Origin of the sequence: Bordetella flabilis (assembly GCF_001676725.1) — a bacterium.
Classification (GTDB): domain Bacteria; phylum Pseudomonadota; class Gammaproteobacteria; order Burkholderiales; family Burkholderiaceae_B; genus Bordetella_C; species Bordetella_C flabilis.
In genome coordinates this window covers 2,995,666-3,011,627 of the sequence record NZ_CP016172.1, presented here as the reverse complement: position 1 = coordinate 3,011,627, position 15,962 = coordinate 2,995,666, and the positions used below count along the sequence as shown (strand labels likewise).

Sequence of the window (15,962 nt, the reverse complement as noted above, 5' to 3'; positions counted from 1 at the left end):
GGGAGATGCCATGTTGCGCAAGATTCTGCTGACCCTGGCCACGGCTTTGGCGGCGGTGCACGTGCACGCAGCGCCTTATCCCGAGAGGCCCATCACCCTCGTGAATCCTTACGCGGCGGGCGGGCCGGCGGATGTCGTGGCCCGTGGCCTGGCACGCGGGCTGGAGCAGCGCCTGGGCCAGCCGGTCGTGGTGGAGAGCAAGGTCGGCGGCGGCGCCTCGATCGGGACCGGATTCGTCGCTCGCGCCAAGCCGGACGGCTATACCTTGCTGCTCGGCACCTCGGCCGGGCATGTCGTAACGCCCCTGATGCGCAAGACCAGCTATGACGGCGTCAAGGATTTCGCCTTCTGTTCCGTCGTCGCCGTCCAGCCGATCATGCTGGCCGTCAACCCGACGCGCGGGATCACGACGCTGGCCCAGCTTATCGAGCGTGCCAAGGCCGAGCCCGGCAAGCTGAGTTATGGCTCCGCCGGCGTGGGCGGCGCGACGCATCTGGGCGCCGAGCTGTTTCAGCAGGCCGCCCACATCCAGCTCAATCACATCCCGTATGCAGGCGCCGCGCCAGCCATCAACGACGCGGTGGGTGGGCAGATCGATCTGGTGATGCTGAATCTCTCCGCCAGCCTGGCTTTCATCCGCCAGGGGCGCTTGCTGCCGTTGGGCTACGCCGCCGCGCAGCGGTCCCCGCTGTTGCCCGATGTGCCGACGCTGGACGAAGCCGGCGTCCATGGCGCGCAGTTCGCCACCTGGTACAGCCTGGCCGCGCCGGCCGGCACCCCGCCAGCCATCGTTCAGCGCTTGAGCGATACTGTGCGTGATGTCAACAAGGACCCGGACTATCGCCGCCTGATGCGGGACCAGGCGATAGAGCCGATGGCCCTTTCCCCGCAGGACGCGCAAGCCTATGTCGAGAAGGACCGCGCCGAGATGCGCACGCTGCTGGACCGCCTGGGGCTGGCCGGCCAATGACGACGCTCAGCGGCATGGACGATGCGGGCGTGGCGCCGATGCTGCCGCAGGCCGGCGTGGTGGGATATCAAGGACGGCACGGACGATGAACTTCGACTTCAGCCAACTGGCGCCCGCCGACGCCTTCAAGCTGCTGGCCAGCGTGGTCGTGCCGCGGCCCATTGCCTGGGTGGTGAGCCAGTCCCCGCAAGGGCGCGTGAACGCGGCGCCGTTCTCCTTTTTCAACGTGGTGAGCAGCGATCCGCCCATTGTCGCGCTCGGTATAGGGCCGCGCGGCGGCCAGTTGAAGGACACCGCGCGCAACATCGTGGCCACGGGCGAGTTTGTCGTCAATATGGTGCCGGCCGAATTGGCCGAAGCCATGAACCACACCAGCCTGGACTACGTCGCCGATGTCGACGAGCTGGCGCGCGCCGGGCTGCAGACCGCGCCATCGCGGGTGGTGGCGCCGCCGCGCATCGCGCAGAGCCCGGCGGCGCTGGAGTGCCGTGTGTGGCAGGTGCTGGACGCGGCGCCGCAGCGCGTCATCGTGCTGGCGCGCGTGGTCGCCATGTATGTGCGCGACGAGGCGCTGCTGGACCCCGCCCGGTTTTATGTCGACACCCCCAGCCTGCATTTGCTGGCCCGCATGCACGGCGCGGGCTGGTATGCGCGCACCAGCGATCTTTTCCAGATGCATGCCCCGGACGCCGCCAACGATCTCGCGGTGCGGCCTGCCCAGGGACATTGAGTACCTTATCCAATGGAGTCAAACATGAAGTTGCACTGGTCGCCCCGTTCGCCCTTCGTCCGCAAGGTCATGATCGTGCTGTACGAGGCCGGCATCGATGACCGGGTTACCCTCGTGCGCACGCCCGTCGCCATGGACCAGCCCAACCTGGACCTGGTGCCGGACAACCCCCTGATCAAGCTGCCCACGCTGGTATTGGACGACGGCACGCCGGTCTATGACTCGCGCGTCATTTGCGCCTATCTGAACGAATTGAGCGATGCCGGCCTGATGCCCGCGGAGGCCCGCGCCCGGCTGGTCGCCGAGCGCCGCCAGGCGCTGGGCGATGGCTTGATGGACGCGTTGCTGCTGTACCGCCAGGAGCGCAACAAGCCGCCCGAGCGCCAGACGCCCGCCTGGATCGAGGCTTTCGACCTGAAGGCGCGGGCGGTACTGCACGCCCTGGAGAACGAGGCGCCAGACCTGGCGCGTACGCCCTTCGATCTGGGGCTCATCGCGATCGGCTGCGCATTGTCATACCTGGATTACCGATTCGCCGACATGCCGTGGCGTGACGGGCATCCCGCCCTGGCCGACTGGCACCGCGACTTCTGCGCTCGTCCGTCGGTATCCCGCACCCAGCCCCACGACGCCGCGCCCTGACGCCGCATGAAGGACATCTCCATGAGCCGCATTCCCTTGCCCGCGCCCGAAGACATGAACGAGGCACAGCGGCGCGTCTACGAGCGTGTCGTCGCCGGACCGCGCGGCCGCCTGGTGGGACCCTTGCGCGCCGCCTTGCACAATCCCGAACTGGCCGAGCGCTGGCAGGCGTTCGGCGCCTTGCTGCGTTACGGCACCAGCCTGCCCGCGCGTGTCAGCGAGCTGGCCATCGTCGTGACCGCCAGGCGCTGGAACAGCCAGATCGAATGGCATATCCACGCCGAGGCGGCCGCTGCCGCCGGTATCGCGCCGGACGTGCTCGACGCCATCCGGGCCCGGCGCGCGCCCGTATTCGACGACCCGGCGGACGCGCTGGCCTATGAATACGCGCGGCAGCTGCAGGAGACCGGCCAGGTCGATCCCGCGCTGCATGGGCGGGCCGTCCAGGCCTGGGGCGTGGCGGGCGTCGTGGAGCTGACCGCCGTCATCGGCTACTACACCCTGGTCTCGATGACGCTCAACGCGCATGAAATACCGATGCCGGATGGCGCGCCCGAGCCGCTGGACCTTCCGCGCGAGGACGGCCAGCCGGCCTTGAGCCGGCTGGCGCCGGGCAGGGATGTGCGCGAATGACAGCCTATATTCCCGCCACGGTGGAAACGCCGCGCATGCCGGGGCGGCCGCGCCATGCCTTGCCGCCGTTCGCTTGCGACGCGCACTGCCATGTCTTCGGTCCTTATGACCGATTTCCCTTGCGCCATCCTTCCAGCTATGCGGCGCCGGATGCTCCGGCGGCGCGCCACCTGGCCATGCTCGATACGCTGGGGGCGCAGCGCGGCGTGCTGGTGCAGCCCGCGCCTTATGGCACGGACGCCACCGCCTTGCTGGACGCGTTGGCGCAGGCCGGCGGCCGCCTGCGCGGTGTCGCGGTGGCGGACTCGGAGGTCAGCGATGCGCAGCTCGCGGCCTGGCATGAAGGCGGAGTGCGTGCACTGCGTTTCGTGGAGGCGCGCGATCCCGCCGGCCGGCTGTTCGCCGGCAGCGTGGGATTCGATCGGTTGGCCGCGCTGGCGCCACGCATGAAGCGGCATGGCCTGCATGCCCAGCTCTGGGCGCCTTGCGATGTCTACCTGGCGCATCTTCCCGCCATGGCTCGCCTGGGGTTGCCGCTGGTGATCGACCATATGGGCAGCCTGGCGCCGTCGCGCGGCCCGCGGGATCCCGTGTTCACCCTGCTGCGCGAGCTGTTGGCCGATGGCGCCATCTGGATGAAGCTCACCGTCTGCCGCGTGGGCACGGCGCCGGATTATGAGGACGCGCGCGCGCTGCATGACGCCTTCGTGGCCGCCAACCCGGAGCAGGTGCTGTGGGGCTCGGACTGGCCGTTCGTGCGTATGGGGGAAAAAGCGCCGGCCGCGGATGCCCTGGTGGACCTTGCCTGGGACTGGCTGGGAAGCGACGGCTTGCGCCGTAAAGTCTGGGTGGACAACCCCGCGCGCTTGTATGGGTTCACACCCACGGCCTAAGGCCGGACGTGCCAGACGCCCTCGCCGCCGATCTCGCGCGCCAGCGATTCGATCTGGCCCGCCACTTCCATGACGGTCCGGCCCGGGCCCTTGGCGCGCGCATAGGCCATGGAGATGATGCGCCCCATGGCCGGGTTGCGCAGGGCGGCGATGCTCAGGCGGCCCTCCTGCACCTCCTGCCACACCGCGTGCAGGGGCAGCACCGTGTACATGTGTTCATGTTCGACGATGGACTTCATCAAGGGCAGCGAGTCGGCTTCGATCAGCGGCGCGATGGCGATCTTGCGGGCCCGCGCCAGCCCGTCCAGCGTATTGCGCAGGCCATTGGGTGCGCCCGGCAGGATGAAGGGCAGGCCGTCCAGGTCTTCGAAGTCGACCACCTCCGGGCGCGTGCGCGGGTCGCCCGCGGCCCCGACCAGGTAGGAGTCGACATAGGCCAGCGCGGTTTCACCGGGAGGACACTTCTCGCCATAGCGATACAGGATGGCGATATCGACCCGGCTGTCGGTCAGCCATTCCTCGATCTGCCCGCTGGAGCCTTCCAGGATTTTCAGGTGGACCTTGGGAAACTGCTTGCGCAGGCGTGAAAACAGCCGGCGGATCAAGGGATGCGCGGTCGAGGGCAGCAGGCCAAGGGTCACTTCCCCGGCCGGTTCGCGGGCCTGGCCATTGACTTCCAGTTCCAGGCGCTCGGCATCCTCCAGCAGCGTGCGGACCAGGGGAAACAGGCGCTCGCCCACCTCCGACAGGTCCACGCCTCGTCCGGTGCGGTTGAACAGCCGTGCATTGCATTCGCGTTCGAGCGCATTGATGCGGCGGCTCAATACCGATTGATCCTGGTCCAGATGCAGGGCGGCGCGCGTGATGCTGCCGAGCTCGGCGATGGCGACGAAGGCGCGCCATTTATGCAAGTCGGCGGTCAGGTCCAGGCCGGGGCCCGGGACTTTGGCGTAAGGCATGGTGACGGTGGCATGGGATGGGCGAACACACTATACGGCAAAGCCGGAGGCCTACGCCTATTGCAGTCCGAGCTTGCCGCGCCGTATGACCTCGCCCCATTTCGTCGACTCGGCCGCCATCAGCTGGCGATACGCGTCGGGCGTGGTGGCCTGCGGCACGGCGCCCTGGTCGATCATCTTCTGCCGCAGCTGCGGGTCGCGCAGCGATTCGCCGATAGCCTGCGACATGCGGTTGACGATGTCCGGCGGCGTGCCGGTCGGCGCGATGATGCCGTAGTTGGACTCCACCAGCACACTGGGATAGCCGAGCTCCCTGGCCGTCGGCACGTCGGGCAGGCCCTCGAAGCGGGTACTGCTGCCGACCGCAAGGGCGCGCAGCTTGCCGGCCTTGATGAAAGCCAGCACCGCCGAGGCATCGCCCGGGAACATCTGCACCTCGTTGCCGAGCAGGGCGGTGATCGCGGGCGATGCGCCCTTGTACGGCACGTGCATGATGTCGATATGGGTTTCCTGCTTCAACAGTTCGCCGGCGAGGTGCGGCGTGGTCACGTTGCCGGCGGAACCGTAGTTGTACTTGCCGGGATTCGCCCTGGCCGCGGCGATGAACTCGGGCAGCGTCTTTTCAGGCATGGCCGGATTGACCGTGAACACCATGGGGATACGCGCCACCAGCGAAACATATTGGATGCCGGCCACGTCGTAAGGCATCTTCATCACATGCGGCAGTCCGGATATGGCGCCGGGCACTCCGAAGCCGAACGTGCTGCCATCCGGCGTCGCGCGGACCGTGGCGTCCACACCAATGGTGCCCGAGGCGCCCGCCTTGTTCTCGATCACGATGGGCTGGCCCAGTTTCTGGCCCAGCGTGGGGGCAAGCAGGCGCGCCAGATTGTCCACCGAACCGCCGGCCGGGTAGGGCACGATCAGGCGAATGGGCTGGCTCGGCCACGTGGAAGCGGCGTGGGCCGCCGCCGCGCACAGGGCCAGCATGGCGCCTGCGATGATGCGGATGTTCTTCATGTGTTTGTCTCCTGCGGGATACGAGCCTGGCGACACGTTTTTTCGGGATGGGTCATGCGCCATCCAGGCCCAGGACCTGCTTGGCGTAGACGTTGCGCTGGATTTCGTTGGTGCCGCTGAAGATGGTGGCGGCCAGGGCATTGATGTAGGGGGCCAGGGCATGGACCTTGTCGTGGCCGTCGGCGAGCGCGCCGCCGCCCTGTTCTTCGCAGGCCTGGATCAGCAGGGCGCCCAGCCGCTCATGGGTTTCGGTGGCCCAGATCTTCAGCAGCGAGAGTTCCGGCGGCAGTAATTTGCCGGCGCGCGCCATGTCGGCGAACCCCTCGTACATCGCCGTCAGGTCGGCGGCGTCCAGGCGCAGTTCGGCCAGCCGGTCGTTGAACGCGGCGTCGGCCAGCAGGCCGCGCTGGCGCGCGACGCTGTAGATCTGCTGCAGCGCATGGTTGGCGTGCTTGGGGCTGCCGCTGAACAGGCGTTCGAAACCCAGCAGCGCCTTGGCGATGGTCCAGCCCGAGTTCAGCTCGCCGACCACATTGGCGCGCGGCACGCGCACCTGATCGAAGAAGACCTCGCAGAATTCTTCATGGCCGGACAGTGTGCGGATGGGACGGCGGCTAACGCCGGGGCTGCGCAGGTCCACCAGCAGGAAGCTGATGCCGGCCTGTTTCTTCACCGCTTTGTCCGTGCGGACCAGCATGAACATATGCGTGGCGTCCTGGGCCAGGGTGGACCAGGTCTTCTGGCCTGTGACCACCAGGTCATTGCCGTCGACGATGGCCTCGCAGCGCAGGGCGGCGAGGTCCGAGCCGGCGTCGGGTTCGGAGTAGCCCTGGGCCCAGACATCCTGTCCGGAAAGAATGCCCGGCAGGAAGCGGTCGCGCTGCGCCTGGGTGCCATAGCGGAAAAGGATGGGCCCCAGCATGACCAGCCCCTGGTCCGGCGCCCGGGCCACCCCATAGCGTTCCGCTTCCTCGATGTAGGCGATCAAGCGCGCCGGCGACAGCGCCATGCCGCCGTGTTCGCGCGGCCAGGCCGGAGCGATCCAGCCTTGGCGCGACAAGGTGAAATACCACGCCTTGATCTCGTCCCAGTGCAGGCGCCACGGCACATGGCGCAGATGGGCGGGGTAATGCCGGCGGAAGAAGCGCCGCAGCATGGCGCGGAACTCGGCTTCCGGCATCGCGTTCCAGTCGGCCTCGCGCGGGAAATCCTGCGCCGCACCGGCGTGGCCTTCCTGCTCCGCTTCTGTTTGTTCGGTTGCCGTCGGCTCGGGCGCCAGGGCGGCGAAGCGCTGGCGATGCGCCGTCGCGTTGCCGAGCCAGGACGAATGATGCAGCGCGCTGCGAAAGTACAGGCTGACGTCGCACTCGTCGGTATAGCCGATGGCGCCGTGCAGTTGCACCGCCAGGCGCGCCGCCTGCAGTCCCGCCTGCGCGGCGCGGGCCTTGACCCGGCTGGCGGCGGCGCGGTCGGGTGGCGACTCGGCCAACCCGTCGAGCGCCCCCCGCAGCGCGCTGGCCGCCAGTTCGATCTGCAGTGCGGCGTCCACCATGCGATGCTGCAGCGCCTGGAAGGCCGACAAGGGTTTGTCGAATTGCCGCCGCGTGTTCAGGTAGGCGACCGTATCGGCCAGTACCTGGCGCGCCCCGCCGACCATTTCGGCCGACTGCATCAGCCGGCCGAGATCCAGCGCCGCGTCCAGGGCTTCCTGCACATTGCCGCCCTCGATCACCGCTTGCGGCGTTACCGATTCCAGGCTCAGATGGCAAGCCCGCGTGCCGTCGGCGCGCGCCAGCGGGTCGATCGTGACGCCCGGCGCATCGGCGGCAACGTAGAAAAGCGCCGGCCCCTGCTCGCTGTCGGCCGAGATCAGCCAGCCGTCGGCGTCGGCACCCGGCATCACGTGGCGCTTTTCGCCGTCCAGGACGTGGCGTCCGTCGCGCAGCGTCGCGATCACGCCGAAGGCGCCCGCTGCCTCGCCGGCCTCCAGCTGGCCATCACGTTCCTGCCATGCCAGGCCGACGATGCGCCGGCCCGACGCGATCTCCGCCAGCAGCGGCGAGCTGTCCTCCAGGCGCGCCAGCAGGGCCGTTGGCAGCACGCCCGCGGCCAGCAGCGGCTCGGGCAATTGCGCGCGGCCGGCTTCCTCCAGCACCACCGCCAGGGCATGCCAACGCAGGCCCAAGCCGCCGAGCGCCTCGGGCACGGTCATGCCCAGCCAGCCCATGTCGGCGAGCTCGCGCCAATAGGCGCGGTCCAGCGGTCCGGCCAGGCGCTTGCGCCGGCGTTGGTCGCGGCGGCGAAGGAAGTCGCGCGCGCTGTCGCGTATCTCCTCGATCAATGCCTCGTCGCTCACAGCACGCCCTCCGCCTGCAGCCGGGCGATCTCTTCGGGGCTCAGGCCGAGTTCCTTCAGTATCGCGACGGTGTGCTCGCCGAGCATGGGTGGCGGCAGGCCCGCGCCGATGGGCGTGCCGGAGAAGTGGACCGGGTTGCGGATATAGGGCATCTCCCCCAGCCGGGGATGCGGCATGCGTGCCAGCACTTGCCGATGCCGCACCTGCGGATCCTCGAACACCTGGTCCAATGTATAGATCGGACCGCAAGGCACCTTGGCTTGTTGCAGCACGGTGTTCCATTCCGCGGCGGTGCGCCGTTGCATCGCCGGCTCCAGCAGGGCGGACAGTTCGGCCTGCGCGGCCGCGCGACGCGGATTGGTGCTGAAGCGCGGATCGTCGGCAAGCTCCGGCATGCCCAAGGCCATGCAGAAGCTGCGGAACTGGCTGTCGTTGCCGACCGCCACCATCAGGTGCCCATCCCGGCAGGCAAAGGCCCGGAACGGTGCGGTGATCGGGGATCCCGTCCCCGTGCGCGGGGGCAATTTCCCGCTGGCAAGATAGTTCATCCCGATGTGCGACATCGCGGCGATCTGCGCATCCAGCAGCGCCAGGTCGATATGCTGGCCGCGTCCCGAGACCTGGTCCCGGTGGCGCAGGGCGGCCAGGATGGCGCAGACGGCATAGAACCCGGCCGTCAGGTCCGAAACGGAATAGCCCACCTTGATGGGCCCCGCGCCCGGCTCGCCATCCGGCACGCCTGTCACGCTCATGAGGCCGCTCATGGACTGGAAGAGCGGGTCGTAGCCGGGCAGATGGCTGTAGGGGCCATCCTGGCCGAAACCGGTGATGGAGCAATACACCAGGCGCGGATTGATCGCGGCCAGCGATTCGAAATCCAGGCCGTACCGGCGCAGGTCGCCGGCCTTGAAGTTCTCGATCAGGATGTCCGCTTCCCGCGCCAGGCGGCGTATCACCGACTGGCCTTCCGGGCGCGCGATATCGATGGTCAGCGACCGCTTGCCGCGGTTCATCGCCACGAAGGACGATGTTTCGCTGCCGGGCAGGCCATCCTGCCCGGGCATGGCGTAGCCCTGGTGCCGCACGTCGTCGCCACGTCCCGGCCGTTCCACCTTGATGACGTCGGCGCCGAAGTCGGCCAGCATCTGCGCGGCCCAGGGACCTGAAAACACGCGGCTGAGATCCAGCACCCTCACGCCGTCAAGGGCTCCTGCCATGTTGTCTCCTTATGGATTCGCGCCCGCGCCGCGCCGGCGACGGACCACGCAAGGCGGCGGCTCAACGGCCGTGGAATACCGGGGGCCGCTTCTCCAGGAAAGCGCGCCGCGCTTCCTGCGCGTCCTCGGTCCGGGCGATGGCCGCCGTCATGTCCTGCTCGTAGCGATAACCGTCGCGCAGGCTCATCTCTTCGATGGCGTTGAGCGTCTGCTTGGCCAGCATCGACGCCAGCGGGCTCTTGGCGGCCAGTTCGCGCGCCAGGGCCATCGCTTCGTCCATCAGGGTCGCGGCCGGCACCGCGGCCTCGACGATGCCCAGGCGGTAGAGTTCGGCGCCATCCACCCTCAGGCCGGTCAGCATCATGCGGCGCAGCCGCGAATGGCCGAAGAGCCGCATGCCGTGGCGGCCGCCGCCCAGCAGGCCTACGTTGATCTCCGGCAGGCCCACGCTCGCGTCCGACGCCGCCACCAGGATGTCGCAGGATGCCATCATGGCCAGGCCCGCTCCCAGCGCCGCGCCATTGATCGCGCCCACCACCGGCTTGGCGCATTCGCGGATCGCGTGAAAGCACTCGCGCGTGCGGCGCGAGTGCTGCGGCAGGTCGCCCGGCCCCTTGATGGTCTCGGCGCGGTTCTTCAGGTCGGCTCCCGCGCAGAAATTCCTGCCCTGGCCGGACAGCACCACCGCGCGGACTTCCGGCGTTTCCGAAATGCGATCGAGCACCCACGACAATTCGTTCATCATCGCCGTCGACAAGGCGTTGACCGGCGGGTTGGCCAGCAGGATGACGGCGACGCCAGCGTCCAGGCGCACGTCCAGGGCGGTGTAGGGGCCGATGAGGGCCTCGGGCATACTCATGATGTCTCCCTTGGTATTCAGACGATCTTGCGCCGGCGATAGTCCTCGATCTGTTCGTCGCTCAGGCCCAGTTCGGTCAACACTTGCCGCGTGTGCTCGCCCAGCAGCGGCGGCGCGCGGTCCGCCTGCACCTGGACATCGCCGAAGCGCAGCGGATTCATTACCTGGGGCACCGAGCCCGCGACCGGATGCGGCAGATGCCGCAGCATGCCGCGATGGCGGACCTGCGGGTCCTCCAGGACTTCGGGTACGGTGTTGATGGGGCCCGCCGGCACTCCGGCCTCCTTGAGCCGCGCCAGCCAATGCGCGCGCGGCTGGCCGGCGAAGATTTCGTCAAGGATGGCGTCCAGGCTGTCCTGGTTCTTCACACGCTGGCCGTTGGTCGCATAGCGGGCATCCTGGACCAGCGCGGGTTTGCCGATGACCTCGCACAGGGTTGCGAACTGCGCGTCATTGCCCACGACGATGACGATATCGCCGTCGGCGCAATGGAAGGTGCGCTGTGGCTGGATATTCGGGTGCGCCGTACCGGTGCGGCGCGGTACGCGGTTGCCCAGCAGGAAGTTCATGGCCTGGTTGGCCAGCAGCCCGACCTGGACGTCGAGCATGGCCACATCGATATGCTCGCCCTGTCCGGTCCGGGTACGCCGCAGCAACGCGGCGACGACACCCAGGGCCGCGTAGACGCCGGTGGTCAGGTCGACGATGGGAATGCCTACTTTCTGCGGTCCGCCCCCGGGCTTGTCGTCGCGTTCGCCCGTCACGCTCATCAGGCCGCCCATGGCCTGGATCAGGAAATCGTAGGCCGGCTCGGCGGCGCGCGGCCCGGTCTGGCCGAACCCCGTCACGGAGCAGTACACCAGGCGCGGGTTGACCTTGGACAGGGATGCGTAATCCAGGCCCATCCGCGCGAGCGTGCCCACCTTGTAGTTCTCCAGCACCACATCGGCGTCGCGGCACAGCGCCTTGACCAGGTCCTGGCCTTCGGCAGTCTGCAAATCCACGGTGACCGAGCGCTTGCCGCGATTGGTGGCCATGAAATACGCGCCGTCGGCGGTATCCTGGCCCGCGGCGTCCTTGAGGAAGGGCGGTCCCCATGACCGTGTGTCGTCGCCGCGCCCCGGCCGCTCCACCTTGATGACGTCGGCCCCCATGTCCGCCAGGATCTGGCTGGCCCACGGGCCCGCGAGCACGCGGCTCAGGTCCAGTACCTTGATGTTCGATAACAGCGCCGGCAACGCTTGCTCCCCGATTCGATCTGACATGCCGCAGTCTAGGAACACGGGGGCGAAGGGGCCAGATCCGCGGGCGGCAAAGCTGATATGTGGTTTGGGTCAGGTACGGCCGCACGAAAAGGGCTGCGGGGCGGCCGTCCGGGTGCTTCAATGGGGGCGCCCTTGCAAAGGTTGAACGACGAACCAGGAGACAGTCATGAAGAAAACCATCGCCGCGTGGGCGCTTTGCGCCTCCAGCGCGGTCTCGTGGGCGGGCGCTGCGCAGGCCTCCGGCGAAGACGTGGCGCGGCACCACGTGCTTGTGCAGGTCGCGCCGGATACCCGCATCGATGTGATCGAAGAGGGGCGGGGAAGGCCCCTGGTACTGCTGGCGTCGCGCGGCCGTGGCGCGGAGGACTTCGATGACATTGCGCAGCGCCTGGCCCAGGCCGGCTACCGGGTGCTGCGTCCGCAGCCGCGAGGAATCGGGCAGAGCACCGGCCCCATGACGCACATTACGCTGCACGACCTGGGCAATGACATCGCGGCGGTCATCCGTGAGCAGGCGCGCCAACCGGTGGTCATCATCGGGCACGCCTTCGGCAACTGGGTTGCGCGCGCCACCAGCGTCGATCATCCCGAACTCGTGCGTGGCGTCGTCATCGTGGCGGCTGCCGCGAAGAAGTATCCGCCAGGCTTGAGCGAGCACGTGGATCGCAGCGCTGACCTGTCCCTGCCCGATGCGCAGCGGCTGGAGTCGCTGCGGTTCGCCTTCTTCGCGCCGGGGCACGACGCCCGCGTGTGGCTGCGGGGCTGGTATCCGGACGTGAGCGAAAGCCAGCGCCTGGCGGGCAAGGCGACGAAGCAATCGGACTGGTGGTCGGGCGGCAACGTCCCCATGCTCGACTTGCAGGCCGGCGACGATCCGTTCAAGCCGGCGTCCAGCCGCAACGAAGTCAAGGAGGAGTTCGGGAACCGCGTGACGATGGTGGTCATCCCCGGCGCGGGGCATGCCCTGGTGCCGGAAGCGCCCGGCGCCGTGGTCGCGGCCATCGTGAAGTGGGAAGAATCGCTGCCGCGGGCGCAACCGCGCGGCTGAATGGCCGATGCCGTGCGGCGTGTCGCCGGGGACCAGTCAGCGGGCCCCGGCCGGGCTATCCGGCGCAGCGTTGAAACATGCGCCGGTCAGCGGGATCCTGAGATAGCGCACGCCATTGGCCTCCGCCTGCGGCCAGTCGCGTCCCCGCAGGTTCGTCTGGATGGCCGGCAGCAGCAGCTTTGGAGCCGATAGCGTCGCATCGCGCGCGCGGCGCTGCGCCACGAATTCGGCCTCCGTCACGCCATCGCGCGCGTGTATGTTCAACCTGCGTTGCAGGGCGACGGTCGTTTCCCATGCATAGGCCTGGCGGCCGGGCGCCTTGTAGTCATGGCAGACGAAAACCCGCGTCCGCGGCGCAAGCGCCAGCAATTTGCGTATCGACCGATACAGTACGGCCGCGTCGCCGCCGGGAAAATCCGCCCGCGCCGTCCCGTAATCGGGCATGAACAGCGTGTCGCCCGCGAAGAGCGCGTCGCCCACCAGGTAGGACACGCAGGCGGGCGTATGGCCTGGGGTATGAAGGACCCGGACTTCCAGGCCGCCCACGCGGAAGGTCGGGCCATCGCGGAACAGCGCATCGAATTCCGCCCCGTCGCCGGACAGGTCATCCAGGTTGAAGACCGGACGGAACACCCGCTGCACATCCCGGACGTATTCGCCGATCCCGATGGATGCGCCGGTCAGGCGTTTCAGGTATGGCGCCGCGCTCAGGTGGTCTGCATGGACGTGGGTCTCCAGTATCCATGCGACGTGCAGGCCCCGCCGGTGCGCCGCGGCCAATACCTCATCCGCCGCCTGCGTGCCGGCCGTGCCGGTCGCCGGGTCGTAGTCCAATACCGGATCGACGATCGCCGCCTCCCGCGTTGCCGGATCGGAAACCAGGTAGGTGACGGTGTTCGTCGCCTCGTGGAAGAACGCGTCGATGGATGCAGGCGTGGGCATGGAAGCGGGATCGCTGGAGCGTAGGTTGACTATGCCGAATCGGCGGATGTGCCGCTTTGCGCCGGCAAGGGTGCCGGCACGGGCGGGTCGAACGCCCGAACGGGCGGCAGCGGCCCGTCGTAGCGGCGGACCTGCACCACGGTGAGCTGTCCGGTGCAGCCTTGGGCCAGCGCCGATGTCCCGGCGTCCCGCGTCAGGACATTCGGATTGCCATGCACGCAGAAGGGGCGATGCGACATTTCGTCGTCCTGCGCCGGGTCGTACCAGGCGCCGGTCGGCAATTGGACGACGCCGGGCCGGATGGCTTCGCTCAAGGTTACGCAGGCCAGGCACCTGCCGCGCGCGTTGTAGAGCTCGACGATGTCGCCCTCCGCAATGTCTCGGTGGGCGGCGTCGAGAGGATGCATGGTGCAGACCTCGCGGTCGCGGCGCTTGTTCTCGACGCTGTGTGCGCCGAAGTCCAGTTGGCTGTGCAGGCGGGTGGCCGGCTGGTTGGCGACCAGGTACAGGGGATGGTCCTCCGTCGGCGCGTCGTGCGGCGCCAGCCAGGCGGGATGTCCCGGGCAATCGGCGTATCCGTAGCCTTGCACCACGGGGGAGGACACCTGTATCCGCCCGCTGGGCGTGGGCAGCGGCTTGCCGGCGGGGTCGTCGCGGAAGGCGCGCAGGATGCCGCCGTCATCGGCCTGTTGCGGCAGCAGCATCTCCCCGCGCTCCCAGAAGGTATCGAAGTCGGGCGCTTCCAGGCCGCGCTCGGCCAGGGCGGCGCGGGTGCGTTCGTAGAGATGGCGCAGCCACTGCGCGCTGGTCCGGCCTTCCGTAAAGGCGTCGCGCGTGCCCAGGCGCTCGGCGAGATCGGCGAATATGTCGTAATCGTCCCGCGCCTGGCCGTGCGGCGGCGCGATGCGATGCATGGCCACCATCAGGGGGTCCGTCGGCGCCGCCCCGATGTCTTCCCTTTCCAGTGTCATCGTGCAGGGCAGCACGATATCGGCATGGCGCGCCGTGGCGGTCCAGCCGATCTCGTGGACGACGAAGGTGTCCAGCGTGCGGAATGCCCTTGCCAGCCGCCCCAGGTCCTGATGATGATGGAAAGGATTGCCGCCCGCCCAATACGCCAGCCGGATGTGCGGATACACATGCCGCTTGCCGTTGTAGTCGAACTCCGTACCCGGACGCAGCAGCATGTCGGCGATGCGGGCCACGGGAATGAAGTCCTTTACGCCATTCGTCCCCTGGGGCAGGGCGGCGACCGGCACGGCATTGGTGCGCTTGCCGTAGTGGGCCAGCGTGCCCAGCGCATAGGCGTAGCCGCCGCCCGGCAGGCCGATCTGGCCGAGCAGGGCGGCCAGCACCGCGCCCATCCATACCGGTTGTTCCCCGTGTTCGGCGCGCTGCAGCGCGTGCGCGACCGTTACCAGCACGCGCTTGCCGGCCAGCGAGCGTGCCAGGTCCTGGATGGCCGTGGCGGACAGGCCGCACAGTGCGGCGGCCCACGCCGGCGTCTTGGGCACACCGTCGGCACGCCCCAGCAGGTAGGCTTCGAAGCTTTCCCACCCGTCGCAGTACGTCGCCAGGAAGGCGCGGTCGTGCAAGCCTTTCGTCACCAGTTCATAGGCCAGGCCCAGCATCAGGGCGGTGTCCGTGCCGGGAACGATCGCCATCCATTCGGCGCGCGACTCCGCGGGCATATCGCCGCGCAACGGGCTCACCGACACGAAGCGGCAGCCGCGCGCCGCCGCGCGCGCCATGGACTCGCGCTCGATATGGCGGCTGATGCCGCCGCTGGCCACGCGTGAATTCTTCAGCGCCATGCCGCCGAACGACAGGACCACGTCGGTATGCTCGACGATCTGCTCCCAGGTGACATTGCGGCGCGCCACGTCGTCCATGCTGCCCAGGATATGCGGCAGGATCACCGCCGAGGCCCCGGCGCTGTAGCTGTTCACCGAACGGACATACCCGCCCAGCGCGGTGTTCAGGAAGCGGTGTACCTGGCTTTGTGCGTGGTGGAAACGCCCCGCGCTGGACCAGCCGTAGGATCCGCCGAAAACCGCGCGGGCACCGTAGCGGTCGCGCACCCGCGCCAGTTCGCCGGCCAGGCGATCCAGCACTTCATTCCACGCCATGGGGACGTAGGCGTCGTGGCCGCGGCGTTCGTCGGGACCTGGGCCGCGTTCCAGCCAGCCGCGCCGTACCATCGGCGTGGTCACGCGGGCGCGGTGGTTCAGCGCGGTCGTGAAGTTCCGGATCAGCGGATTGGGATCCGGATCGCCGGGGTGCGGCTGGACTGTCAGCACGCCCTCCTGCCAGCCGGCCCGGAATACGCCCCAATGAGCGCTGTGGGGACGCATGGCGGCCGAGGCCGTGGGGGAGGAAGCAGAGATTGCGGTTTTCATGCGGGCTCGGTCGGGCGTTGATGTCGTCG

General features: G+C 68.6%; 14 protein-coding genes. 6 read left to right on the top strand and 8 right to left on the bottom strand.

Annotated elements, in window-relative coordinates:
- Positions 1–10 precede the first annotated feature (10 nt).
- The 5 genes from BAU07_RS13140 to BAU07_RS13120 all read left to right on the top strand — a co-directional run bounded on the left by BAU07_RS13140 (position 11) and on the right by BAU07_RS13120 (position 3,868).
- On the top strand, positions 11–970 hold the full coding sequence (locus BAU07_RS13140) for a Bug family tripartite tricarboxylate transporter substrate binding protein (RefSeq protein ID WP_066658385.1): 960 nt from the start codon (positions 11–13) through the stop codon (positions 968–970).
- 85 nt (positions 971–1,055) lie between these two features.
- Positions 1,056–1,700, top strand: a complete 645-nt coding sequence (locus BAU07_RS13135; protein WP_066658383.1) for a flavin reductase family protein — start codon at positions 1,056–1,058, stop codon at positions 1,698–1,700.
- A gap of 24 nt (positions 1,701–1,724) precedes the next feature.
- Entirely contained in the window at positions 1,725–2,342 is a 618-nt protein-coding gene (locus tag BAU07_RS13130; RefSeq protein ID WP_066658376.1) for a glutathione S-transferase family protein, read from the top strand.
- Between the two features lie 21 nt (positions 2,343–2,363).
- Complete coding sequence (locus tag BAU07_RS13125; protein WP_066658374.1) at positions 2,364–2,975, top strand: carboxymuconolactone decarboxylase family protein; 612 nt, start codon at positions 2,364–2,366, stop codon at positions 2,973–2,975.
- Positions 2,972–3,868 carry an amidohydrolase family protein gene (locus BAU07_RS13120; protein WP_066658368.1) on the top strand — a complete coding sequence of 299 codons (897 nt, stop codon included), beginning with the start codon at positions 2,972–2,974 and terminating at the stop codon, positions 3,866–3,868. Before BAU07_RS13125 ends, BAU07_RS13120 begins: the two co-directional genes overlap by 4 nt.
- Here the strand turns inward: BAU07_RS13120 and BAU07_RS13115 are convergent.
- The 6 genes from BAU07_RS13115 to BAU07_RS13090 form a co-directional block, all read right to left on the bottom strand.
- Positions 3,865–4,827, bottom strand: a complete 963-nt coding sequence (locus tag BAU07_RS13115; protein ID WP_066658365.1) for a LysR family transcriptional regulator — start codon at positions 4,825–4,827, stop codon at positions 3,865–3,867. The genes BAU07_RS13120 and BAU07_RS13115 overlap by 4 nt on opposite strands.
- Before the next feature lie 57 nt (positions 4,828–4,884).
- On the bottom strand, positions 4,885–5,847 hold the full coding sequence (locus BAU07_RS13110) for a Bug family tripartite tricarboxylate transporter substrate binding protein (RefSeq protein ID WP_066658362.1): 963 nt from the start codon (positions 5,845–5,847) through the stop codon (positions 4,885–4,887).
- 52 nt (positions 5,848–5,899) lie between these two features.
- Positions 5,900–8,203, bottom strand: coding sequence for an acyl-CoA dehydrogenase (locus BAU07_RS13105; RefSeq protein ID WP_084025702.1), 2,304 nt, complete (start codon positions 8,201–8,203; stop codon positions 5,900–5,902).
- The gene (locus BAU07_RS13100) at positions 8,200–9,420 is read right to left on the bottom strand and encodes a CaiB/BaiF CoA transferase family protein (protein ID WP_066658359.1); all 1,221 of its coding nucleotides are present in this window, start codon (positions 9,418–9,420) and stop codon (positions 8,200–8,202) included. Before BAU07_RS13100 ends, BAU07_RS13105 begins: the two co-directional genes overlap by 4 nt.
- 61 nt (positions 9,421–9,481) lie before the next feature.
- Complete coding sequence (locus BAU07_RS13095; RefSeq protein WP_157122213.1) at positions 9,482–10,279, bottom strand: enoyl-CoA hydratase/isomerase family protein; 798 nt, start codon at positions 10,277–10,279, stop codon at positions 9,482–9,484.
- A gap of 17 nt (positions 10,280–10,296) precedes the next feature.
- Positions 10,297–11,517 carry a CaiB/BaiF CoA transferase family protein gene (locus tag BAU07_RS13090; protein WP_157122513.1) on the bottom strand — a complete coding sequence of 407 codons (1,221 nt, stop codon included), beginning with the start codon at positions 11,515–11,517 and terminating at the stop codon, positions 10,297–10,299.
- Between the two features lie 193 nt (positions 11,518–11,710).
- On the opposite strand from BAU07_RS13090, the gene BAU07_RS13085 reads away from it, so the two are divergent.
- Positions 11,711–12,592, top strand: coding sequence for an alpha/beta fold hydrolase (locus tag BAU07_RS13085; protein ID WP_084025700.1), 882 nt, complete (start codon positions 11,711–11,713; stop codon positions 12,590–12,592).
- A gap of 36 nt (positions 12,593–12,628) precedes the next feature.
- Here BAU07_RS13085 and BAU07_RS13080 read toward each other — a convergent pair whose 3' ends face one another.
- Both BAU07_RS13080 and BAU07_RS13075 read right to left on the bottom strand, forming a co-directional pair.
- Positions 12,629–13,534, bottom strand: coding sequence for an MBL fold metallo-hydrolase (locus BAU07_RS13080; protein ID WP_066658354.1), 906 nt, complete (start codon positions 13,532–13,534; stop codon positions 12,629–12,631).
- A gap of 29 nt (positions 13,535–13,563) precedes the next feature.
- Entirely contained in the window at positions 13,564–15,933 is a 2,370-nt protein-coding gene (locus BAU07_RS13075) for a molybdopterin guanine dinucleotide-containing S/N-oxide reductase (RefSeq protein ID WP_066658347.1), read from the bottom strand.
- Positions 15,934–15,962: the final 29 nt, after the last annotated feature.

What these genes read in the sequence shown, in the direction of transcription:
- BAU07_RS13100 (WP_066658359.1), bottom strand. Translation starts at nt 9,420, where the DNA reads ATGGCAGGAGCCCTTGACGGCGTGAGGGTGCTGGATCTCAGCCGCGTG.
- BAU07_RS13085 (WP_084025700.1), top strand. Translation starts at nt 11,711, where the DNA reads ATGAAGAAAACCATCGCCGCGTGGGCGCTTTGCGCCTCCAGCGCGGTC.
- BAU07_RS13075 (WP_066658347.1), bottom strand. Translation starts at nt 15,933, where the DNA reads ATGAAAACCGCAATCTCTGCTTCCTCCCCCACGGCCTCGGCCGCCATG.
- BAU07_RS13140 (WP_066658385.1), top strand. Translation starts at nt 11, where the DNA reads ATGTTGCGCAAGATTCTGCTGACCCTGGCCACGGCTTTGGCGGCGGTG.
- BAU07_RS13115 (WP_066658365.1), bottom strand. Translation starts at nt 4,827, where the DNA reads ATGCCTTACGCCAAAGTCCCGGGCCCCGGCCTGGACCTGACCGCCGAC.
- BAU07_RS13095 (WP_157122213.1), bottom strand. Translation starts at nt 10,279, where the DNA reads ATGAGTATGCCCGAGGCCCTCATCGGCCCCTACACCGCCCTGGACGTG.
- BAU07_RS13120 (WP_066658368.1), top strand. Translation starts at nt 2,972, where the DNA reads ATGACAGCCTATATTCCCGCCACGGTGGAAACGCCGCGCATGCCGGGG.
- BAU07_RS13135 (WP_066658383.1), top strand. Translation starts at nt 1,056, where the DNA reads ATGAACTTCGACTTCAGCCAACTGGCGCCCGCCGACGCCTTCAAGCTG.
- BAU07_RS13130 (WP_066658376.1), top strand. Translation starts at nt 1,725, where the DNA reads ATGAAGTTGCACTGGTCGCCCCGTTCGCCCTTCGTCCGCAAGGTCATG.
- BAU07_RS13110 (WP_066658362.1), bottom strand. Translation starts at nt 5,847, where the DNA reads ATGAAGAACATCCGCATCATCGCAGGCGCCATGCTGGCCCTGTGCGCG.
- BAU07_RS13125 (WP_066658374.1), top strand. Translation starts at nt 2,364, where the DNA reads ATGAGCCGCATTCCCTTGCCCGCGCCCGAAGACATGAACGAGGCACAG.
- BAU07_RS13080 (WP_066658354.1), bottom strand. Translation starts at nt 13,534, where the DNA reads ATGCCCACGCCTGCATCCATCGACGCGTTCTTCCACGAGGCGACGAAC.